The sequence below is a fragment of the Armatimonadota bacterium genome (assembly GCA_018268395.1).
Classification (GTDB): domain Bacteria; phylum Armatimonadota; class Fimbriimonadia; order Fimbriimonadales; family Fimbriimonadaceae; genus JAEURO01.
Map to the genome: position 1 here is coordinate 19,000 of JAFDWQ010000008.1, position 21,893 is coordinate 40,892.

The window sequence follows — 21,893 nt, forward strand, 5'->3', positions numbered from 1 at the left end:
GTTTCAGGCCCTAGCGACGGGCACCTCTTAGCGGTGGCTGCGGTTACAGACGCTATGCGTGAAGCGCTGGCCGTCCGGGCCATCGGACGGCACCAGAAGGGGGAATTCCGTACGTTCTTCGTCAACCAGGTGCGATCGTCCGTCTTCCCGCTCTTCATCTTCGCGGCCGGTGCGGCGACGCTACCCTTGGGACCCGGCCGTTATGACGTCCTTCTCGTCCTGTGCCTCGGCATGCAGGTTGCCCTCGTCGCGAGCGGGCTCGAATCCTGGAAAGAACTCGCCGTGATCTCCGTATACCACGGGCTGGGCCTCGGACTTGAACTCTATAAAGTCCGTCACGGGTCGTGGCAGTATCCGGGAGACGCGGTGACGAAGTTCGCCGGTGTCCCGCTCTTCAGCGGGTTCATGTACGCAAGCGTCGCCAGCTATGTCATGCAGGCCTGGCGGCGATTCGGCCTCGTGCTCCTCGATTGGCCGAAGTGGCCATGGACGTTCGCGGCGTGCGCGGCCATCTACGCCAACTTCTTCCTCAACAGGATGTTCGCCGACACGCGGTGGTGGATCGTAGCGGGTGTCCTTGCGGTCTTCGCACGGACGAAAGTCGAGTTTACGACTGTCCCAGGGCGCCGACGGCAGATGCCGATGGTCGTGGCCTTCTTCGCGATCGGGTGCTTCGTGTGGCTCGCCGAACAAGTGTGCACGTGGCTGCACATTTGGAGCTATCCGGACCAAGTCGACGGCTGGACGCCCGTGGGACTCGGCAAACTGTCGTCCTGGTGTCTGCTCGTCATTGTCGGCATCGTGCCCGTGGCGACCTTCAAGCTTCGAGGAACCGGAATCTCGTGATCCGAGGAGCGTGCAGACCGTGCGGTCTGAGCATCACGAGGCGGTAACCTGCGCCCTTCATGACGACCGCAGTTCTCTTGAGCCTCGCCCTTTCTTCGTCGCCGGCCCTGGACGCCGTTCAGTCGAAGGGGGACCGGTACAACGGTGTTTGGACCGTCTCTCGCGGCGGTGGCGGCATGGGCCGTGTCTTCGTCGACGGCAGTAACCTCAAAGGCGTCCTCATGGACACAGGATGGCTCCAGATGACGGGCGAGCGGCGGATCGGCCAGCTCACGGGGACGTTGAAGAGCGGTCAAGCCACGGTGACGGTCGCGTGGAGCACCGGCCCCAAGGTCGAGTTCCGAGGCGACGGCAAAGTCCAGCGCAAAGGTCTGATCCTCGACCTCGACCAGTATTCGAGCGGCCGGATCGTCAAGGACACGCAGTTCACGATGCAGGCGCACCGCGTCGGCGACCCCTTGAAGAGCCCCTTCGGCGAGATCGGTCGATTGAGCGTGCCCCAGATGGCGGGCGAATGGTCGGGCAGCTTCACCTACGGGCCGAACCGGGGCCTCTCGTACGTCACGCTCGATTGGGACGGCTCGTGCCACGTGATCATGGCGAACGAAAGCCCGAACGACGATACGTGGACCGCCGAGGGCACGCTGAACACGCGTGAAGGCGTCATCGATCTGACCGTCGATTCCGGGTTCAGCAAACAGGCGTACAAGGGCAAAGTGACGTCGATCGGTCCGGACCAGATCGTGGTGAGGTACGACCGGAAGAACGGCGAGTTCGTCATGTCGTTACAGCGTTGGTGATCCGAACGGGGTGCGACGTCCGTCCGTCCCCGTAAGACATGACGAAAGGGCGGATCGAAGCCTTCTCCGACGCCGTGATCGCGATCGACATCACGATCTTGGTTCTGGAACTGCGCGCGCCGCACGAGGCGTCGCTGGCAGCCCTCCTTCCTCTCGCGCCGAAGTTCCTCGGCTTTGTCCTCAGCTTCGTCTACCTCGCGATCTACTGGAACAACCACCACCACATGTTCCAAAGCGTCCACCATGTCCGGGGCAACGTGCTGTGGGCGAACAACCACCTGTTGTTCTGGCTGTCACTGGTCGCCTTCACGACGGCGTGGATGGGGGAGACGGGCTTCGCGCCCCTTCCGGTCGCCACCTATGGCTTCGTGCTCCTCATGGCGAGCGTCGCCTACTACGTCCTCACCAAGTCACTCGTCGCTGCGAACGGGAAGGACTCGCCTGTCGCCGTCGCGCTCGGACGTGACGTCAAGGGCAAGCTCTCGACGGCGGTCTACCTCGTTTCCCTTCCGCTCGCGTTCGCGCTCCCCTGGGCGAGCTGCGCCCTCTATGGGCTCGTCGCGGCCATCTGGCTTGTGCCGGACAAGCGCTTCGAGCGCGGACCGCACGGGTCTGAAGAGGCGCGCTGATCCGATTCGGACCGCGCGACGACGGGAAGGGACAGGAGAGACCCGTCGGCCGGTATAGTCCAAGGATGCCCATTCTTCACGCTCTTGTCGCCTTAGCCGCGATCGCATCTCCGGCTCAAGAAGCCGCCGCGCACGACGAGAACGGGAAGGCCAAGCTTTGGATCTGTAAGGACACCGACGACGATTGGAAGCCTGTCGGTGCGACGGGCGACCCTGAAAAGCACGAAAAAGGAAAGCCGCCCGTGTACACGTGGAAGGCCGACGAGCCGTTCAACATCTTGGTCAAGAACCCGAAAGGCGTCAAGTTCGGCGGCTATCTCGGTTTCGTCGTCCACAAGCAGAACGCCGACCTTACCGACGGCGACTTCATCGACGAGCGCATGATCGAATCGGCCGACGATTCCACGATGTGGGCCTCGACCGAAGGCATGTTCAAAGTCCCCGCCGGCACGTACAACGTCTGGATCATCCGCTGGGACCAGCGCGACGTCAACTATCACTCCGGCAATTTTAAGAAATACCTCGCCAAAGTCACGTTGAAGGTGAACTGACGGCTTGATCCCTGAGGCCAAGACCGTGCGCCCTTCGCGTCCATTGCGGTGGGCGCACGATCGCCACATTGCATGGCCCTTCCTTGGCGCTCCCTTGAGTCCCTTGCGTCTTTGCGGGAAAACCCTTCCTTGGCGCTCCCTTGAGTCCTTGCGGCTTGGCGGGAAAACCCTTCCTTAGCGCTTCTTGATGTCCCTTGCGTCTTAGCGAGAAAACCCTCCCTTAAGTGCTTCTTGGCGGGAAATTCCTTCCCCGCGATTAGGGCCGCACGGTCGAGACGACAGGCTTATACTTGCTCCCCGTGCTCGAGACCATCGATGCCATCGGTGTCATGACCTTCAATTCGGCCTGGATACCGCCGTTGCAACTCACGAAGTAGAGCTTGTCCGTCGACGGGCCGGTGACCTGGAAGATGGTCTGCTGGTAGACACGGACGGTGTCGCCAGAGTTGACCTGGAACGTGAACGGTTGTGGACTGACGGTCGTGTGGCTCAGGCCGATGTACTTGTCTTCATAGAAGACCCGCACCGCGCCGTTGATCGATAGGCCGGACATCGCCCGCATGACGCTGACGTCGCCAGGAGTGAAGAGCGACGCCGCTCCGACCAAATTCGCCTGCACGGTCACGGGCAGTCCGAGGGGGTGCCGGAACGTCACGTCTTCTTCCGTGCGCGCCTCGCAATAGGCGTTCGAGAACAGCCCCTCGACCATCACCGAGCCCCGGTGAAATCCGAACCGGACGTCGACATGCCCGACCGCGTAGTCCGTGTTGTTCTCGCCATGAACGTCGCCCGACCAGTTCTTGATCCCGTTGGTCTGTTCGATCTGTTGGTTGTCGGACGGCCCGAAGAAGATCTGCTCGTTCGCCCTTCCGAAGAGCTTGTAATATCCGGCGTGGGACGTGACGGCGGTCGCGACGACGATCAGGGCGCCGAGCGCCCGAAAGGTGGTGGTCATATCGTTCTTCCCTCATGGCGGCGCTCCGTTGCGCCGACCGGAAGCAACGTACCGGTGGATCTCCGCGCTTCACGGGAGGTTGTCCGGACTGTCATCGAACGTTCATCTGCACCTACCGACCCGCTCCAGGCGTCTTCCGGCGACGGTCCCGTATCGGCCGGACCGGAGAGAAGGCCGCACTATTGCGGCACGCCGACGATCCAGCGATAGATCACGTAGATCCATCCCAGAAGCCCGTGCCACACCGCCCAGCTGATCGAGTGGTTGATCGCCCAAGAGATCTGGACCGCGACAGCGACGCCCACCGAGGTGAACAGCGAGATCCCCGTGTGCGAGGCCTGCCCGAAACGACGTTCCTTTCGTTCTCCTTCCTTCATGGACAGGAATACGCTCTCAGTGGACCTGAGGTTGAGGCGGAGGACGCCGGTTCGGGACCGACCGCTACGGAAGCGTGATCTTCGCGTCGCCCCGGGTCGAGCGGACCGAGGCCGGTTCACCGCTATCGACGAAGGCGGCACCAATGGCCGCAAAGCCGTTCGACGCGAGAGGTTCCCGGAAAGGCCGTTAGCGTTCGGGCCGGCCGAGTTCGTTCGCCCTGTTCTGAAAGTGGAAACCGACCAGCCAGAATCCGGTCAAGAAGAAGACGACAGAGGCTACGTTCGCAGCCCATCTCCTTTCGCGCTTGAGCCCGACTCCTGCGACGATGAGGACGACACTCAGAGCGAACGTGACCACTGCCGCGATCGGAATCCGTGCGATCACAGTCCCGAGGCAGAAGACCATGAAGAACGCGCCATAACCGGTGCACAAAAGAAAGTCCGTGACCGAGTCGGGCCAAAGCTGCCTCTGGAGCGTCTGTATGACGGGGCTCGTCTTCTTTCCCATGTGTTAGAGCTCGGACCTCACTTCATCTTACTAAAACATCACGACAGTAGTTTCGAAGTCAAGTCGGACCGTCGGCAGATTTCGTAATGCCAGAATCTCCCTTGAGTCCAGATCTGGGATTCGACGCCACTGCGGCACACCCGTTCGCTGCCTTCACAGTCCATGTCCCACAGACATCCCGTGTTCGCGGACCACAACTGCGGAAGCTAAGGTGCCTCGACTTGAAGCTCCACTCTCAAGTACTGGGCGGATGGAGTCCGGGCCACGCACGGAGTGTGATGGCTGCGCAGATGGAACCGATGTGATCGGCGGGCCTGTCAGGTCTGCCTGCATCGCACGAAGAGGTCGTACGCGGTGACTATTCCGTGTTACCATGGTCTCCGACCCCAGCTACCGGAGACCCTTAATGCCTCGACCGACGACCGCCGTTCCGCTGACTCTGGCCTCAATGGCCCTGATCGCCACCGCATGTCTGATCGTAGCCGCCCGCCCTGTGCGCGCCCAGATCGCCGTCGTGCCACCCTTTGTCCAAGTCCAGCAGACGACGCCAGGCACTCCGCAAAGCGGCCACTCCAACGTCACCGGAACAGCGATCGCCGGACAGTTCAAAGGAGGAGGGGCGGGCCTGACGAACGTCAACGCCGACCTGCTCGACGGTCTGAACTCCACGGCGTTCCTCCAAGCCGTGCCCAACCCCTTGAACGTGTCCGGCGTTTCGAGCAGTCAGGCCGTCATCAAGGGCGCGAACGGGTCGACCGCGCTGGGCTCGAGCGGGGTCTCCGGTGAAGCGAGCGCAGCGACCGGGTCCGTTTACGGAGTCTATGGGACGAGTCCGAGCACGTCCGGTCGGGGCGTCTTCGGCTGGGCGTCCGCGGCGACCGGGACGACGTACGGCGGACGTTTCGAAAGCGAGAGTTCGTCCGGTCGCGGGATCTACGCCCTGGCCGGTTCGTCGACGGGAACGACGTATGGCGGCCGTTTTCAAAGTTCGAGCACCTCGGGCTTCGGCGCCGAAGGGACCGCCACAGCCTCGACGGGGTCGACCGTCGGCGTCAAAGGCACGGCCGCTAGCACGACCGGCATCGGAGTCCAGGGAGAAGCCACCGCCGTGACCGGGGCGACGATCGGGGTCTCCGGCATCGTGGACAGTCCGAGCGGTGCAGCGGTCTTTGGTTCGTCGCTCGCCACGTCCGGAGTCAGTTTTGGAGTCAGAGGCGTGGCCGACAGTTCGTCGGCCCGTGCCCTTTCCGGGTGGGCCACCTCAACGACCGGGAACTCTTTTGGCGCGATCGCTCAAAGCGACAGCTCGACCGGAAAAGGATTGTACGGCTCGGGCTTCAGCACCACCGGCGTGAACTATGGCGTCTACGGAAAGTCTTGGAGCCCGAACGGCATCTCGATCTATGCCGAAGGGGACTTCGGCGCGTCCGGAACGAAGGCCTTCCGTATCGACCATCCCGCCGACCCGGCCCATAGGTACCTGTTCCATTACTCCACCGAAAGCCCGATGCCGCAGAACTTCTATGTCGGCAATGTCGTGACCGGCGCGGACGGCTACGCCTGGGTCGAACTCCCCTCCTACTTCGCCGACATCAACGCCAACTTCAAGTACCAGTTGACGGTCGTCGACGACGCGGACGCCGACGGCTTCGTCCTCGCCAAAGTCAGCAAAGAGATCCGAGGCAACCGGTTCCAAATCCGCACCAGCGCGCCTCGGACGAAGGTCTCCTGGCGCGTCGACGCAGACCGCAACGACCCTTACGTCCGCCACCGAAGACCGAAGACCGAGGTGCAGAAAGTCGGACCGGAAAACGGCACGTACCAGCATCCCGAACTTTATGGGCAGCCTGCCGAAAAGGGGGTTTCATACGATGTGGCGCTGCGTTCCGAGGGCGTGCGCAAGACGGGCCGCCCTTAGTAGGGGCGCCCGTCAGGATCCCGGACGGAACGACGGCGGCTTAGTTCGGCACGCCGACGATCCAGCGATAGATCACGTAGATCCATCCGAGAAGCCCGTGCCACACCGCCCAGCCGATCGAGTGGTTGATCGCCCACGAAATCTGCACCGCCACCGCGACACCGACCGACGTGAACAGCGAGATCCCCGTGTGCAAGGCCTGCCCGAACCTCCGCTCCTTGCGTTCTCCTTCCTTCACGGACAAAGTTACGCGTCAAAGGGCAGAAGGGTTGTAGAACTAGACGGACCTGTCGTCTTGCGCGGTGTTGCGCCCTAGCCCGACCCCACGTTCGGCGGCGTGTAACGCATCCTCGTCACACGGAAACGACACGGACCTTCGGTCAACGATTCGAACGCGATGCCGCCGCACGGCTCCGTGACCGGCACCGTGACGTGTTCGTAGAATCCGCCGTTGTACGTCCGATCGGTCGTATCCAGGAACTCACCCGAAGTGCGCACCGGCCCCGATCGCACCGTTCCGAATTCGACCACGATCCAATAGTCGAACCGGCTTCCGACGGGCAGGTCGAACGACTGCATGAATCCGCTTCCGAACGATTCGTTCCTCCAAGCGTCGGTGTCCACGTCGATGCGGTTCTCCCCGGGGAAAACGATCGAGTCGTGCACGCACGTCGTGATCGTGCCGTTGTTCGAGAGGAACTGGACGAAGTGCGCGGCTGCCGCTTCCACCGAGTCGCCGCGCTGACCGGTCAACATCACACAAGGCTGCGTGATCTGCTTCAGGTTCAGGTTCTTCGGCTTGACGATGGCAGGGTTGACGGGCGCCAACAGTGTCGATGCGAGAATGGGGACGAGCACCATGTCCGTTTGTGACGGTGCCAAACCGTCGCCTGTTTGGCCCCGACGCTAACTTCGACGAACTTATCGTAACGCCAATCTTCCTTGTCGGATAGCACTCCCCCAAAAAAGGACAGGCCCCGCCGAAGCGGGGCCACCATGCCGACTGTCCAGAAAACAACCGTCGTCTACGCCACCTTCAGCTCGCCGCTGCCCGGCATACCGCCGGAGAACACCGTCGAGACGTTCGAGAACAGCGACTTCTTCGCACCGCGCTGGGCGTAGACGCGGTAGCTGACCTGCTCGCCCGCGGTCGTGCCCTCATGGTCGTACCTCGTCTTCATCGTGCTGTCGAGGATCTCCCACTCCCCGCCCGGCAGTTGCCACTCGATCATGTAGACCGTGTTCGGGAAATTGCCGTTCTTGCCCCAGACGAGGCTGTTCACCTGGTCGCAGCCGTTCGCCACGAGGTTCACGGGCTGATAGACCGGGCGCTCGGTCGGGTCGTCGGCGTGGACGTTGAGCCCGAGCTGCTGGATGAGCGAATCGGGGACGCTCGGGTTCGCCTGCCACTGGTTCGCGAAGGTGCGGACCGTCAACAGGCTGCTCGCGCGCTGGTCGTTCTTCCCCATCGTCGCCACCTTCGCGTCGTTCGCCTTGGCGATCTTGTTCGCGAGCGAGGCGGCATAGGCGGTGTTCGCCGTGTTCAATTGGGCGATCTGAGGCGGAGTGAGTCCGAGGACCCCGGAATTCGCCGCTGCCACCGTGGCCAGGTTGGCCAGCCAATCGGCCAGTTGTGAGTCGCTGAGTTTGTTGTAGTCTGCCATTGTGCTGTTCCTTCGTTTCCGTGGGGCCTTCTTTGCCGGGGGGACGGGTATCGGACCTGGCCCTGGCATCTTTTCCGGCTCCGCGCCTTGCGCCTGTTAGGGAGTCTTGGTAGGGCGCGAAGGATTCCTTAGGGCACAGGAGGGTGCAGTTTGCAAAAGTCTTCGATTTTGATGCTGCGGCGGACTTGGTGGCGTCAGGCCCGCTCGGCCCTTTGGGGTTACGTCGTCCCGACCGACCGCAGGGAGCGGAGGGACCTCTCCCCTTCTCTTGCTGCATGGCCGGCTTGCCGCAAGTCGTGACGGGAGCCGTCGGACCGGGCCGGCTCCTTCGGAACCGGGGTGCAACCGGCACGACCATCCGGTTCACCCCGGCCACCCAGGAGGAGGTCAGCCTTGATCAGGCCACTTGCCGGATATTAATTCACTTTTCGCCAGCAAGCCTCGGCTTGAACGGAGACCCAAAAAGGGCAGGCATGTTCGGGTCTACCTTAACCGCAGCACACAGGGATTGACGGCGATTGTGGGTTGAATCAAATGTCCTCAGATTCGTTACCACAACGTTTGTCAGAACATTTCTAGCAATAGGGTTACCATCCAGGTTCTCATAGAATGCGGCTACTGCGGTGTCCTCAATTCTCTTCAGGTCAAGGAGCAGGCTTGTTCTGATCATCCTTGATGAGACGCTTGTGGCATCGGCCCTCACGCCATAAAGTGTATCAGCGAGGTGGGGAGATGCCAGTGCAAGTGTGGTGCGTCTGACTATGCCGAAACTACAAACACCCAACAACGTCGATGCGAGTTGGTTCTCCTTAGTCGGGTCAATGTTCACCTTCAGATGCTTTCGCGCCAAGCTGATAAGTTCACCCTGTCCCTGCTCGACCAGTCCGATGAAGGCTGTCAGGGCCCTCAGCGCTAGGCCGTAGCACTCCTCGGCCAGTCCCTCCCGAATTTCGAGCTTGATTTTTGTCGAGTAATTGCGTAGAGCCTGTCCGATGATGTTGATCGTATTGAACGCCTCTGACATGCTCTTAATGGTCAGCAAAAGTTGCTCATCCAGATCGTCGTCGCTTTCAGCCGAGGTCGAGTGGTGGTGGTCATCCACATCGATCCCTTCATAGATCTCTAGTTCGGATTTCTGCTTGTGCTTGTCAACCTGGGCAAAGTCGAACGACGTACTCATGTCGCATTCATCCAGCTTCCCCAGGACTGTATGAGCCTTGGTGATGACCTGCTTCATCAGCCAGGGGCTCCTGGTCAAGTAGATCGTGAACAGGATCACGTCAGCGCTTTCTTGCTCGTGCAGGGTCTCTACCATTGCCATCAGAATGGCCCGGCCATCCTCTTGCGTGTCCTCATCACCAAGCATGTCCTTAAGTCGCGTGGCCATGAAGTAATACCGCTGGTATCGCTCACGGAACTTGTAGCCTGAGTCGTCCTGGACGATCATCCTTGCACGGTTTAAGACCGCCAGCAACTGTGATCTCTCCAACGGAATCTTCTCTTTGTGGAACAGGGCGATGACTTGGTTGATCTGTTCGTCCGTGACGTAGAAAGTCCGCTCTAAGTACATCGTGAACGAGAGTTCGGTCAGGAAGTCCATGAGAGCATTGAGCTGTATTTCCTGTGCATCTTTCCCGGCATTCGCCACCCCGTCAGACAGGTCATTCCGAACCATGCGATCATAGAAGAACCCGAACGCACCGTATTCGGCCGTTGAAGTCTGCTGTGAGATCAAATCACGAACAATGGCCTTCACGTCACCAGGGAGTGGGGTGACTGTCATCTGACCCAAGATCCCGTCCAAGTTACGTTCAAGCTGGACCAACGCCTCGTTGACTTGAACATCATCTGTGTAAGCTACCTGGACGTTATGTACCTTTCTGGCGATCTCTTTCTGTTGGGCTCCGTCCAGTGGGAGCATTCTGTAGATTCTGAAGTTGAGGATCGTGTGGTCCTTGAACGCGGCCCATACGTGACGAAGAACAGACAACTCGTCACCGAAAAGGATGGTCATACCCGATAGAGACTCGATGCTGTTTAAAAGAGTCTTTAGCTGCTCAGACTTGAGCTTGACTTCCTGGAACTCATCAATCAAGATTGCCCTCTTCTCAATCGGCACTTGGAGGAACTTGGTATCGGCCCCTTCTCCGTATTGCTCGACTGCGCGTTTGGCCAGGGCAGCATGTACGCTATCAATTTCTGGTGATCCGAGATCGTGCGGACACAGCACCAGTGGCACCTTGCCCATCGACCTCAAGTCCGCAAACAGCTTGCGGAGCAAAGTCGTCTTTCCGGACTTACTCTCCCCGACAACCAGCATTCGAGGTTCCGTCGCGAGCTTCGAAATTGCATCTGAGGCCGGGATAATTCGATCAATTTTCGTCTCATCCTTCGTGACTGTGGTTACTGGCCTCGATTCAACCTGCGGTCCCTTAGCGTTAGCGGCCGTCCTATTCCTCACGGGAGTCACGGGGCCAGTTGGCCCCTTACCTTGCTGCTGAGCCCGATGGGTCTCAAAAGTAACATCCCGGAGCTTCGGGTAAACGAAGACATCGGCCAAACGGATGGTACCATTAACTCCACCTGTCGACATTCCAGGGTCATCCAGGAAGTCAAGAAACTTGTCTGTGACCATGAAGCCGTCTGTGACACCGACATCACGGCGCATGTTGAACCAGTCTTGAGCTGCTCCTGGCACGTAACGATTGTCGTGCCAGAGGAAAGTGCTGGTTCGGCGCTGACCAGTATCAAAGTCAAGTGCAATTGTTGAGAATCCTTGGCTGCCTGGACCCTTGGGCGGGATCAGGGCGTCGGCTTCGAAAAAGATCGTCTCACCGGAAGCCTTGGAGTGCCTGACGTACTCTTGGCCATCGTGCTCGTGTCCGGAGAGAACCAAATCTGAAAACCCCTGCAAATGCTTCTGAATGCCCCTGCCGTTCTCAATCTTCAACCAATTCCAAGGATGGTGCATTAGGCAGATCCGAAACGATCCATCAGTTACGCTCAAATCCTCGGGCCAGTAGCTGCTCAAGAGACCTTGATCATGTTCATCCAAGCAGGCAAAGGATGTATTCAGACACACGATCTCAAGATTTGCGTTGTCAATTTTGAATGTCCGCACCCAGCTTAGTTTCTCAGTGACAGAGTCACTTGATCGTCCAGTTCGCGCCTTCTCGAACTCAAAGAACTTTGCCTGCGCTTCTAAGGCAATCGCAACCTCGACCGAGCCGGGCCCAAGTAAGTTCCTGGGATGTCGGAGGTTGGTCAGAGCGGTCGTGAGCCCAAATAGATCCTTCGCGTCCTCGGGCCGCGTTATGTCGTGGTTCCCTGGAACGTAAATCTCACCCAAATACTCGATATTGGGTTGAAACGTCTTGAGAGAATCCTGAAGATCTGCGAAGAACATTTCCACCCAGGAGTAACCTTCGGGATCCCCCTTGTCCGTAAGATCTCCGGTGACCAAACAAAGGACGGCTCCGACTCCGGGAATATCACCCAAAGCAGCCTTGGCAATCTCTGGTGCACGTTGGATTGCGGCGTTCGTACCAGCGCCATCAAAGTGAAGGTCGCTGAGGTGAAGTAGCAAGATTCTCAATGTAGCGTCCCCCAAGAGATGAACGTGGTTTTGCAGCCCGTGTACTCCAGCCACAAGCTTGCGGCGGGTGGCCCGACCATGGGTAACCTCCTCCTGGGTGGCCGGGGTGATCCGGACGACCGTGCCGGTTCACCCCGGTTCCGAAGGAACGTGTGCTCTCCACTCCCGAGACGGTGGATGAAGATTCGTCGCCTCACGTCCTCATTCTACGGCACAAACGTGTTTGCGAAGCGTGTTTCCGTGGCACGAAGACAAGTCTTCGCGTCACGCGGTGCACGTCTGCATCCGGAGGTCCCTCGACGTCGCTCGGGATGACGAATCTGAACGTTCCAGCACCGCTCGGGACGGTGGACTCCAAGCGATCTGATTCGGGCCTTCCCTGTGTCCTGGCAACCGGACCATCCGGAAGGAGGTCACCCCTTGGTCGGGCCACCCGACCCGGCCTGCAACGGGTCCGGAAACGGACGGTTTCATCGTGAGCGACGTTGCCAGACCGGGCCAACCGTCCCGCACGTCACATAATCCGTCGTGCCCAAAGCTGAGACGTGGGAGCGGATCGAACGCGACATCGCCGAGGGGAAGCTCGGGCCTGCGCGCGACAGGCTCCACGGTCTCCTCACGGCCTTTCCTTTCGACCTCGACGTCCGCCGGCGGCTCGGCGACGTGTACTGGAAACTCGGCTATCCGCGTGAGGCGGGGCGGTTTTGGTTCTTGTCCGAGGAGTTGGACGACGGCCAATGGGAGGCGGTCGCCCTGTTCGTCGCCGACTGCGGCGAGGACCCCCAGAGGATCCTCCACCGGCTCAAGTTAAAGGGGCCGCCGGCGGACTTCGGCGACGGATACGCGCGAAGGCGCATCGAAGAGCAGATCGAGGAGTGCCGGCGCCGCGGCCTGACGGTGCCGGCGTTCGGCGACCCAGGCCGGAACCGGTCCGACTTGTCTCAAACAGCCTGCGTCGTGACCTTCTGTGGTTGCTCGATCGTCGTTCTGGCTTTCGCGGCCTTCGGCGTGTACTTCGTTTTCAATCACCTGCTCAGGGACTGAGGCGGACCCTGCCGAGGGCGTTTTCGAGCCCCGAAACCTGGTCTCAGGTTCAAACGCGCCCCGCGGGAAGGTTTTTCTTTGAAGCAATGGAGCTTCGCTTCAAAGCGAGAGAGCTTCGCTTCAAAGCAATGGAGCTTCGCTTCAAAGCAATGGAGCTTCGCTTCAAAGCAATGGAGCTTCGCTTCATAGCAATGGAGCGTCGCTTCAAAGCAATGGAGCTTCGCTTCAAAGCGGGAGAGCTTCGCTTCAAAGCGGGAGAGCTTCGCTTCAAAGCAAGGACTCTGCGCGGAAGAGCGCATGTCTTTCGGCCACGTCATCCCGACCGACCGAAGGGAGCGGAGGGACCTCCCTTTGTGCGCTGCCAACGGAAGACGGAGATCCCTCGGCTTCGCTCGGGGTGACATGATCGGTGTCCGGGCTCCCTCACTGAAGAACGCGTCGTCCTGACCGTCCGCAGTGCTTGGAGGGACCCCCCGTTCCCAATCGTTTGCAGGGATCGGAGGTCCCTCGACTTCGCTCGGGATGACGTGATCTGAAGGTACTGGGCAACGTACAGGACGCCGTGATCAGGTTCTGCCGCAGCCTCAGAGGCACGTCATCCCGACCGACCGCAGGGAGCGGAGGGACCTCCCTTTTGCTGCACCGACTTTCGGAGGTCCCTCGACTTCGCTCGGGATGACATGATCAGTGTTTGGGCTCCCTCACTTAAGGTCGCGTCATCCCGACCGACCGAAGGGAGCGGAGGGACCTCCCTTTGTGCGCTGCCAACGGGATCCGGAGGTCCCTCGACTTCGCTCGGGATGACGTGATCAGAGTTTGAGCCCCCTCACTTAGGGTCGCGTCATCCCGACCGACTTCAGGGAGCGGAGGGGCCTCCGGAAGGTAGCCTGATCGATCGGTAGAAAGCCGCGGTCTTACGTTTACATCCTTGCGAGCTCATCGGGGACGCTGTACACGGGCGTGACCACCGATATCGTCGGCCGCGTCTGGCAGCACAAGACCGGCGAGTTCGAAGGCTTCAGCAAGAAGTATCGCTGCAACAAGCTCGTGTGGTCCGAGGAGTTCACCGACGTGACCGAAGCCATCGCAAGAGAAAAGCAGATCAAGAATTGGAGGCGCGAAAAGAAGGTCAGGCTCGTGGAGTCGTCGAACCCTGACTGGAGAGATTTAGCGGCGGATTGGTACGGCGGTTCTTTCGACTCAGCGTCCGGCTAGCTACCCGGAGGTCCCTCGACTTCGCTCGGGATGACGCGATCTGGTTTTGTCGCTTCACCCTTGTAGATACGTCATCCCGACCGACCGCAGGGAGCGGAGGGACCTCTCATTCCCTTTAGTTTGCAGAACCCCGGAGGTCCCTCGACTTCGCTCGGGATGACGAATCTGAGAGTCCTCGGCTTCGCTCGGGATGACGTGACCAGGGTTCGCCCCACACCCCATGCGCCACGTCATCCCGACCGACCGAAGGGAACGGAGGGACCCCCTTTACCTCCTCCCGCCTTTCGGAGGTCCCTCGACTTCGCTCGGGATGACGTGCCCTTCCCCCGGACCGAGCCCTCGGTCAGATCTGCTCGACCGCCGACGACAGCGACGCGATCGTGTTCTTCGCGTTGCCGAAGACCATGATCGTGTTCGGCAAGAGGAAGAGCTCGTTGTCGATGCCGGCGAAACCGGGGTTCATCGAGCGTTTGCTGACGATGACGGTCCGGCACTTGTCGACGTCGAGGATCGGCATGCCGTAGATCGGCGAGTTCTTGTCGTAGCGCGCGGCGGGGTTGACGACGTCGTTCGCGCCGATGACGAGGGCGACGTCGGTCTCCGGCATCATCGGGTTGATCTCGTCGAGGTCGAAGAGCTTCTCGTAGGGCACGTCGGCCTCGGCGAGGAGGACGTTCATGTGGCCCGGCATGCGTCCGGCGACGGGGTGGACGGCGTATTTGACGTCGATCCCTTTCTCTTCGAGCTTGTTGGCGAGCTCCTTCACGACGTGTTGCGCCTGGGCGACGGCCATGCCGTATCCCGGGACGATGATGACGCTGTTCGCGCTGGCGAAGATGATCGCGGCGTCTTCGACCGAGTAGCTGCGCACGGTGCCTTGCGGCCCGGCGGTCGCTGCGATCGCCCCGGTCGGCCCGCCTCCGAAGGCGCCGAAGATGACGTTCTCCAGCGAGCGGTTCATGGCCTTGCACATCTGGAGCGTGAGGATGAGGCCGCTCGCGCCGACGAGACCGCCGCCGATGAGGAGCGCGGTATTGCCAAGGACGAAGCCCGCGAGGCCCGCGGCGCACCCGGTGAAGCTGTTGAGAAGGCTGATCACGACGGGCATGTCCGCGCCGCCGATCGGGAGGACGAGGGTCACGCCGAGTACGAGCGCCAGCATCAGCAGAACGTAGAAGAGCGGCATGGAGTGCGTCCATGCGATGAGCGAGACGATGAGCCCGGCCGCCCCGAGGAGGAACAGGAAGTTGAGGACTTTCTGTCCCGGATAGGTGATCGGGCGGCCCGTCATGAGCTCTTGGAGCTTCGCGTAGGCGACGAGGCTTCCCGAGAAGCTGATCGACCCGATGACGAGGCTGAGGACGCTGGTCGAGATCTTGACGGCGTCGGTGACGCCTTCGGCGGAGAAGTTCCGGTATTCGAGCAGGGCGACGAGCGCGACGGCGCCGCCTCCGAGCCCGTTGAAGAGGGCGACCATCTGGGGCATGGCCGTCATCTGCACCTTGCGGGCGGACCACGTGCCGAGCACGCCACCGACCACGAAGGCGAGGGCCATCCATTCGAGGTTCTTGATGCCGGGCATGAAGAAGGTCGCGAGGAGCGCGACGCCCATGCCCGCCGCGGCGAGCAGGTTGCCGTTGCGCGCGGTCTTCGGGCCGTTCATCAGCTTCAGTGCGAGCATGAAGGTGACGGCGGTCGCGAGATAGGCGACGTTGATCAGGTCGTTACTTGGCACTTTCGCCCTCCTTCTTGGGCTTGCGCTTGAACATTTCGAGCATGCGGTCCGTGACGACGAAGCCGCCGACCACGTTGAGCACGCCGAAGACCGTCGCGACGAACCCGAGGACGATCCCGAGCGGATCGTGGGCCGTGCCGAGCACGATCACCGCGCCGACGAGGATGACGCCGTGGATGGCGTTGGTGGCGGACATGAGCGGCGTATGGAGGGTCTGGGGGACTTTGGCGATGACCTCCAGACCGACGAAGACCGCGAGGACGAAGATGGTGACGACGGCGAGAAGGCTCAAGCCCCGCCTCCTCGTTCGAGCGAGAGGCGCGTGACCTCGTGGACGACCTTGCCCTCGTGGGTCACCATGGTGCCTTTGACGATCTCGTCCTCCATGTCCAGGGCGAGCGCGCCGTCTTTGATCAGGAGCGAAAGGAACGTGGTCATGTTCTTGGAGTACATCCGGCTCGCGTCGTGGGCCATGCTCGTGATGAGGTCGGTGCGGCCCACGATGGTGACGCCTTCGTGGACGACGACCTTGCCGATCACGGTGGACTCGCAGTTGCCTCCGTTCGGCGCGGCGAGGTCGATCACGACGGAACCCGGCCGCATCTTCTTGAGCATGTCGTTCGTGATGAGCACGGGGGCGGGTTTGCCGGGGATGAGCGCGGTCGTGATGACCGCGTCGACGTTGGGCAGGCGCGAGGCGATGAGGTCGAGTTCCTTGGCATGGGTGTCGCTCGAGACCTCTTTGGCGTAGCCGCCGGCGTCTTCGGCCTCTTCGGTGAGTAGGTTCATCCCGACGAACTTGCCGCCGAGGCTTTCGATCTGCTCTTTGACGGCGGGCCGGACGTCGAACGCCTCGACGATGGCGCCGAGGCGTTTGCTCGTGGCGATCGCTTGAAGGCCTGCGACGCCCGCGCCGATGACGAAGACCCGTGAGGGCGGGAGAGTCCCCGCCGCGGTCATCAGCATCGGGAAGAACTTCGGAAGGTAGTCGGCGGCGAGGAGCGCGGCCTTGTAGCCCGCGACCGTGCTCATCGAACTCAGGACGTCCATGCTCTGGGCGCGCGAGATGCGCGGCATGAGGTCCATCGCGAAGGTGGTCAGTCCCGCCGTCCGCAGCTTGTCGACCGACGTCGGGTTGGACGTCGGGAAGAGGAAGCTGGCGTACGCCGCCCCCATCCGGATCCGGTCGATCTCGGCGTTGGGAGCGTTGTCGGTCGGGCCGGTGACTTTCAGGACGAAGTCGGTCTCCGCCAAGACGGGGCCGACGTCTTCGGCGATCTTGGCTCCGGCGGTTTCATAGTCTTGGTCGCTATAAAGGGCGGCATCACCCGCCCCTTTCTCGACCGTCACTTCGACTCCTTTGCCGACGAGTTCTTTCACCCCGTCGGGAGTCAGCGCGACCCTCTTTTCCCCTTGCGCGGTTTCTTTTGGTACAGCGATCCGCATCGATCCTGCCTTATATCGGACTTTACCCACGCCCTTCGAAGGGATCGGCGCGGGTCGTCGAAAAGGACGACGGCTTCAGACCCGGGGTTTCTTCGGCTTCGGTTCCGGCAAGGCGGCGGCGGTCGCTTCGAAGAACGCCCGCATCCAACCTTTGTCCGCCCACTTTGCGCGGGGGACGTGGTGGTGCCCCTTCGCGCCGGGGTATGGCGGAAGGAGCTCGCACTCCGCTTCGAACGGGCCGGACGCCGACGACGGGCGCATGAAGAACATGTCGTCGGCGACGAGCGCCGTCACCTTGGCACCGGAGTACACGGCGTATTCGCCGAACATCTTCTTCGCGCTCACGTCCGGCACGCCTTCGAGGGCGCCCAGGACGTCGTCGACCGTCTCTTGCCGGCTCGCCATACCGGGGATTCTATCCCCCCGCCGACACCGTTTCGATCGCCTTCTCCAGCACTTCGTCGCGCTTGGCCCGGATCCCGTTGACCGTCCGCGACACCGGGACCGTCGGAGCGATCCCCACGCCATGGTGGACCGAACCGTCGTGCTTGAGGACTTTCATGCCCGTGAAGACCACCGTGTAGCCGCCGGGCAACCGGAACGGGTCGATGTTCCCGTTCGTCCCCGCGGTCGTTCCTCCCACGATGTCGCCGAGCTTGTACGCCTCGACGATGCCCATCACGCTCTCGGCGTAGCTGATCGCGCGCCCGTCGGTGAGGAACGCCGTCTTGGCTTTGAACCGCGGCTCGATCGGACCTTCTTCCGGCCACCTCGACTTGACGAAGTCGACCCCTTCCTGGTCCGGCTTCATAAAGACCGGAACGTTCCACAACGCGGACGTGACGGGCTTGTCGGACAGCCGTTTCAGGACGTCCATCGCCACCTGGTTCGGATAGCCGCGCATGTCGAAGATCAGACCTTTCGCCTTGGCAAGGTCAGGGATCTTCTTGAAATAGGCTTCCGGATCGGCCCGCGGGCCGTCGAGATCGACGTACCAGATCCCCGGCCGGATCTCTTCGATCGCTGCCGGGCGCGGTTCTTTGATCCGGTTGTCGCTCGAGCGCGGCAAGGAGACGGTGAACGCGGCACCCGATCCGTGGACGGCCTCGATCGACACCGTCGATCCGTCGGGGCCCGCGAGAAGTTCGCCGAGGGCCCGATACCGCCGCCACTGAGGCGTCGCGCCCGAGATCGTGGGCTCCAGTTTTTTCCAGGCTTCGGAAACGGAGCGACCGTCGATCTTTTGGATCTCGTCCCCCGGCTTCAGCCCGAGCGCTTCGGCGCCCGCGACCGTGACGATCAACTTCTCGTCGACCCAAGTGACCGCGATCGGGGGCTGCGCGGCGCGGTCGTCCGAAGTGTGGGCGACATAACCGTGCCCGTCCTTGGCCGAAGCGACCATTGTGCGAAGGGTGTCCAAGAACGCCCTCGCGCCTGCGTCCGTCGCAGCGGCCGTCAGGGTCCGCCGCAAGACGCCCGGCCAATCCACTTTGACGACGTCGAAATACGGATAGAAGTGTTGGAAGACGTTCCATCCGAGCGCGGCCGCGGCCAGGCGGGTCGTCCGGTCGTCGCCGGAAAACTCCGGCTTGGAGGCTCCTGGTTCCGGCACTTGAGAAACCGGGAGTGCCGTTTCGCCTTTGGCGAAGAGCGCGAGGGGCACCGAGCAGGAGACGCCACCCCCTAAATCCGCCTCGAAAGGCTGACCTGGGTCGGTCGTCCCTTCAGGAACCTTCCCGCCCGGGGCGTCGACGAACTTCCGCCGGCTCCGATAGATGTTCTGCTCCTTGGGGACCGTGCCTCCGCCGAAACCGACGTTCTCCCAGACGACCACTTTGTCGGCGTCCGAAGTCGGCTTCAGACCTGCGGACAGGGGCGGTTTCGATCCCGACGGGAAGACGCGGACGGTCGGCGCGAGCGGGCGGATCCAGGCTTCGAGCTTCTGGGCCAGTTCGGTCGCGTCTTTGGCCCCCTCGACGGCCGTCACGCCTTGGTAGGCGACGACCTCCCAGTCGGCCCTTTCGACCGCGTCGCTCGGATGGAAGTGGCGCACGGTTCCGAGCAGCTTCGTGAAGGCGACGAGGTTCTCCAGACCACGGTCGGTCAAGGCCTTGGGCGGAGCCGCGGCGGTGGTCGCTCCGGAAGCTTCACCAAGGCTCGCGGCATCGAGGAACGCGGAGCCGCTGCCCACCATCAGCATGCCGAAATTGACCGATTCCGCGTCTGCGGCGACGTCGCCGACGATCTCATAGAAGGCCCAAGTCGACGTCCGCACGGGCCGGTCCCCCATGTTGTTGAAGAACCCCTGTTCCCCGTTCTTCCGGTCGACCCGCATCCACAGTTGGCACTGACCGAAGTCGCCCGCCTTCTCGAAGCGCACGGCAGCCCTGAACTTGACGCGCTTTCCGCGGAACGGCTGCGCGTCAACCGACTGCATCATGTTCCCGAAGCCGGCGGCTCCGGAACCGGTCTTCGAAAGCACGGCGCACTGCTTCCCTTCCTTGGCCCCCTCTGACGAGACGACGACCGTATAACCCGCGTCGGTGCTCGGTTGCGGGACGAACCATCCAGGAGGTTGCGCGCCAGGCGATCCCGATTCGAAACCAGGATTGACCACACGGTTTTGAGCCAGGGCGCAGACCGCCACAGTCGCGACGAGCAACAAAGTCACGGGCCTCATCATCAACGGTCTGACGCACATGGTCGCAAAAGGCTACCTGTCGCGCGTCGATCGCGAAGCCTGTCCGTCGCCTGTTGAAAGGTCATACTGAGACATGCGACGCACGCTTGGCGCCTGCCTCATCCTTGCCTTGGCCTCCCTCTCTCTGACCGGGTGCGGCGGTTCGAGCTCGCTCGGTCGAAACTCCGACATCGTCGTCCATCTGAAGCGGACCGACGGCACGCAGAACATGACGCAGTACGAGCTGTACTTGACGAAGTCCAACGACACGACCCTCGACACGCTCGACCTTGAGGACTTCGTGTCGAGCCAGAACGCGCCGTCCTGGAGCGACAATTACGCGTCGAACCGCAGCACGACGGAACTCAACATCAGCTACACGACGCGGAGCGACCAAACCCCGTACTACGTGTGGGTCAAGGTCCCGAACACCGGTGCCGCGTTCGAGACACTGAACTTGCAGATCGACGTGGACGGGGTCGACGGACCGGCCGTCGCATACGACTTGACCATCAACACGACCCAGCGTCTCGTCGGCGTGCGCGTCGACCGGAACGAAGCGACGTACTGAGAGCTTCTTTACGAAATCCAAAACAGATGCCGCAGGTTCGGTAAGCACCTGCGGCCTTCGGTATTTTCTTCAGGTCTGCAACTTCCAGGGCCTAATCGTGCAAGACGGTGACTTGCCCGAACGCTAGACCGGCGTTAGAGACGGCATGAGACACATGCTATCTCTGGCCGTCTTTGCGGCCCTCATTCTTGGAGCCGGGTGCGGCGGAAGTAGCCAACTCGGGAACAGCTCGGACATGGTCGTCCGACTGGTTCGGACCGATACTTCTCAGGACCTCATGCAGTACGAGGTCTACATCACCCGGAACGCGGACGCGACCCTTGACGTGAACAACCCCGAGGACTTCGCGTCGACTCAGAACACGCCGAGCTGGGTCGACCAATACCAGTCGAACAGGATGTCGCGCCAATTGACGCTCGGATTCAGGACCGTCAACCAGTTCACGCCGTACTACGTGTGGATCAAGGTCCCCAACGGTGCCAACGCGACGGAAAACCTCCAACTGCAGATCGACATGGACGCGAACAACGGGCCGCTCAAGATGATCACGGTCAACAACGACTCGACCGAACGTCTGGTCGGCGTCCGGATCGAACGGAACGAAGCGTTCTATTGATCGGACCGAAATCCACTGTTTTCGCTTTGTCCTTTTTGCGCTGGCCGCGTCAGTCCCCCGCGACGAACGCGGTCAGCCGCCACGACCCTTTCACCTTCGTGAAGCACGCCCGGGCGTCCGCACCGGACCGGACTTCGCCCGTTCTGGCGAAGCCCTTCTTGCCTCGGTGTTCGATCCTTCGCCATTCGGTCGAAACGCGACTGTCTTCCGGAACGAGCCGCACGATGTCGTAACTGAGCACCGCGAGGGTCTTGGACGCCGGCGACATGGACTCTTTCAGCTCCACGCGGGCGCCCGCCGCGACCGCGTTCTCGAACGCGTCCAGTTCGTCCGGCCAGAACGCGTACGTGTACGGCGCCCAAAAGGATCCTTCGCGGAACCCGCCCCCGAGTCCGACGATCAGGAGCAACTCCTTGAGGAAGGCGGCTTTCGCAGAGGGCGATCGTTTCCACGATGAGAGCAGCGCCGCCTTTCCGTTCTCTTCGCCGAACGAGATCCGGACGTCCGGGTCGATCCTCGAGACCACCCACGTGTCGTTCCCTTTCTTCAAAGCCGCCGTCAGCGACTTGCGGAAGGTCACGAACGAGGCGTCGTGGGCGGCCTCGTCGCGAGGCATGAGCTTGTCGAAACCAAGGATCACGAGCTCGGAGATCATCGGTCCAGTCTACTGTCAAGCCGTGAACGTTTCCCCCCGGTGCCGTGACATACTTCGCCCAGTACAGGATCGGAATTGCATACCTTCG

Annotated in this window: 23 protein-coding genes; 9 read left to right on the forward strand and 14 right to left on the reverse strand. The window is 61.5% G+C overall.

Annotated features, from left to right (window positions below; all coding sequences use genetic code 11):
- The first annotated feature begins 54 nt into the window (after positions 1–54).
- The 4 genes from JST30_12660 (at position 55) to JST30_12675 (ending at position 2,826) form a co-directional block, all read left to right on the forward strand.
- Positions 55–846 carry a DUF817 domain-containing protein gene (locus JST30_12660; protein ID MBS1715177.1) on the forward strand — a complete coding sequence of 264 codons (792 nt, stop codon included), beginning with the start codon at positions 55–57 and terminating at the stop codon, positions 844–846.
- A 59-nt stretch (positions 847–905) separates the two neighbouring features.
- The gene (locus JST30_12665) at positions 906–1,646 is read left to right on the forward strand and encodes a hypothetical protein (GenBank protein ID MBS1715178.1); all 741 of its coding nucleotides are present in this window, start codon (positions 906–908) and stop codon (positions 1,644–1,646) included.
- A gap of 38 nt (positions 1,647–1,684) precedes the next feature.
- Positions 1,685–2,275 (forward strand): DUF1211 domain-containing protein, encoded by a 591-nt coding sequence (locus JST30_12670; protein ID MBS1715179.1) that lies wholly within the window; start codon positions 1,685–1,687, stop codon positions 2,273–2,275.
- 65 nt (positions 2,276–2,340) lie between these two features.
- The gene (locus tag JST30_12675; protein ID MBS1715180.1) at positions 2,341–2,826 is read left to right on the forward strand and encodes a hypothetical protein; all 486 of its coding nucleotides are present in this window, start codon (positions 2,341–2,343) and stop codon (positions 2,824–2,826) included.
- A gap of 256 nt (positions 2,827–3,082) precedes the next feature.
- On the opposite strand, the gene JST30_12680 is transcribed toward JST30_12675, so the two are convergent.
- From JST30_12680 to JST30_12690, 3 genes are all read right to left on the reverse strand, one after another.
- The gene (locus JST30_12680) at positions 3,083–3,781 is read right to left on the reverse strand and encodes a hypothetical protein (GenBank protein MBS1715181.1); all 699 of its coding nucleotides are present in this window, start codon (positions 3,779–3,781) and stop codon (positions 3,083–3,085) included.
- A 179-nt stretch (positions 3,782–3,960) separates the two neighbouring features.
- Positions 3,961–4,158 (reverse strand): hypothetical protein, encoded by a 198-nt coding sequence (locus JST30_12685; protein MBS1715182.1) that lies wholly within the window; start codon positions 4,156–4,158, stop codon positions 3,961–3,963.
- Between the two features lie 187 nt (positions 4,159–4,345).
- Positions 4,346–4,666 carry a hypothetical protein gene (locus JST30_12690; GenBank protein ID MBS1715183.1) on the reverse strand — a complete coding sequence of 107 codons (321 nt, stop codon included), beginning with the start codon at positions 4,664–4,666 and terminating at the stop codon, positions 4,346–4,348.
- A 406-nt stretch (positions 4,667–5,072) separates the two neighbouring features.
- Between JST30_12690 and JST30_12695 the strand changes: the two genes are divergently transcribed.
- Positions 5,073–6,584 (forward strand): hypothetical protein, encoded by a 1,512-nt coding sequence (locus tag JST30_12695; protein MBS1715184.1) that lies wholly within the window; start codon positions 5,073–5,075, stop codon positions 6,582–6,584.
- Positions 6,585–6,624: 40 nt separating this feature from the next.
- Here JST30_12695 and JST30_12700 read toward each other — a convergent pair whose 3' ends face one another.
- From JST30_12700 to JST30_12715, 4 genes are all read right to left on the reverse strand, one after another.
- On the reverse strand, positions 6,625–6,822 hold the full coding sequence (locus JST30_12700; protein MBS1715185.1) for a hypothetical protein: 198 nt from the start codon (positions 6,820–6,822) through the stop codon (positions 6,625–6,627).
- A 74-nt stretch (positions 6,823–6,896) separates the two neighbouring features.
- Positions 6,897–7,466 (reverse strand): hypothetical protein, encoded by a 570-nt coding sequence (locus tag JST30_12705; protein MBS1715186.1) that lies wholly within the window; start codon positions 7,464–7,466, stop codon positions 6,897–6,899.
- Positions 7,467–7,609: 143 nt separating this feature from the next.
- Entirely contained in the window at positions 7,610–8,248 is a 639-nt protein-coding gene (locus tag JST30_12710; protein MBS1715187.1) for a hypothetical protein, read from the reverse strand.
- 421 nt (positions 8,249–8,669) lie between these two features.
- Positions 8,670–11,834: a metallophosphoesterase gene (locus JST30_12715; protein MBS1715188.1), complete on the reverse strand. Its 3,165-nt coding sequence runs from the start codon at positions 11,832–11,834 to the stop codon at positions 8,670–8,672.
- Between the two features lie 537 nt (positions 11,835–12,371).
- Here JST30_12715 and JST30_12720 point away from each other — a divergent pair.
- On the forward strand, positions 12,372–12,887 hold the full coding sequence (locus tag JST30_12720) for a hypothetical protein (GenBank protein ID MBS1715189.1): 516 nt from the start codon (positions 12,372–12,374) through the stop codon (positions 12,885–12,887).
- Here JST30_12720 and JST30_12725 read toward each other — a convergent pair.
- Complete coding sequence (locus JST30_12725) at positions 12,869–13,186, reverse strand: hypothetical protein (protein MBS1715190.1); 318 nt, start codon at positions 13,184–13,186, stop codon at positions 12,869–12,871. The genes JST30_12720 and JST30_12725 overlap by 19 nt on opposite strands.
- Before the next feature lie 595 nt (positions 13,187–13,781).
- On the opposite strand from JST30_12725, the gene JST30_12730 reads away from it, so the two are divergent.
- Complete coding sequence (locus JST30_12730) at positions 13,782–14,102, forward strand: GIY-YIG nuclease family protein (protein MBS1715191.1); 321 nt, start codon at positions 13,782–13,784, stop codon at positions 14,100–14,102.
- A 343-nt stretch (positions 14,103–14,445) separates the two neighbouring features.
- Here the strand turns inward: JST30_12730 and JST30_12735 are convergent, their stop codons facing one another.
- The 5 genes from JST30_12735 to JST30_12755 form a co-directional block, all read right to left on the reverse strand.
- A complete protein-coding gene (locus JST30_12735) occupies positions 14,446–15,783 on the reverse strand; it encodes an NAD(P)(+) transhydrogenase (Re/Si-specific) subunit beta (GenBank protein MBS1715192.1) in 1,338 nt (445 codons plus the stop codon).
- Positions 15,784–15,826: 43 nt separating this feature from the next.
- A complete protein-coding gene (locus JST30_12740) occupies positions 15,827–16,129 on the reverse strand; it encodes an NAD(P) transhydrogenase subunit alpha (GenBank protein ID MBS1715193.1) in 303 nt (100 codons plus the stop codon).
- Positions 16,126–17,283, reverse strand: coding sequence for a Re/Si-specific NAD(P)(+) transhydrogenase subunit alpha (locus JST30_12745; protein MBS1715194.1), 1,158 nt, complete (start codon positions 17,281–17,283; stop codon positions 16,126–16,128). Before JST30_12745 ends, JST30_12740 begins: the two co-directional genes overlap by 4 nt.
- 75 nt (positions 17,284–17,358) lie before the next feature.
- Positions 17,359–17,688: a TfoX/Sxy family protein gene (locus JST30_12750; GenBank protein MBS1715195.1), complete on the reverse strand. Its 330-nt coding sequence runs from the start codon at positions 17,686–17,688 to the stop codon at positions 17,359–17,361.
- Between the two features lie 10 nt (positions 17,689–17,698).
- The gene (locus JST30_12755) at positions 17,699–19,984 is read right to left on the reverse strand and encodes a peptidase S41 (GenBank protein ID MBS1715196.1); all 2,286 of its coding nucleotides are present in this window, start codon (positions 19,982–19,984) and stop codon (positions 17,699–17,701) included.
- A gap of 73 nt (positions 19,985–20,057) precedes the next feature.
- Between JST30_12755 and JST30_12760 the strand changes: the two genes are divergently transcribed.
- Positions 20,058–20,534, forward strand: coding sequence for a hypothetical protein (locus JST30_12760; protein ID MBS1715197.1), 477 nt, complete (start codon positions 20,058–20,060; stop codon positions 20,532–20,534).
- 145 nt (positions 20,535–20,679) lie between these two features.
- Positions 20,680–21,150 (forward strand): hypothetical protein, encoded by a 471-nt coding sequence (locus JST30_12765; GenBank protein MBS1715198.1) that lies wholly within the window; start codon positions 20,680–20,682, stop codon positions 21,148–21,150.
- A gap of 49 nt (positions 21,151–21,199) precedes the next feature.
- Here the strand turns inward: JST30_12765 and JST30_12770 are convergent, their stop codons facing one another.
- Complete coding sequence (locus tag JST30_12770; GenBank protein MBS1715199.1) at positions 21,200–21,805, reverse strand: hypothetical protein; 606 nt, start codon at positions 21,803–21,805, stop codon at positions 21,200–21,202.
- Positions 21,806–21,893 lie beyond the last annotated feature (88 nt).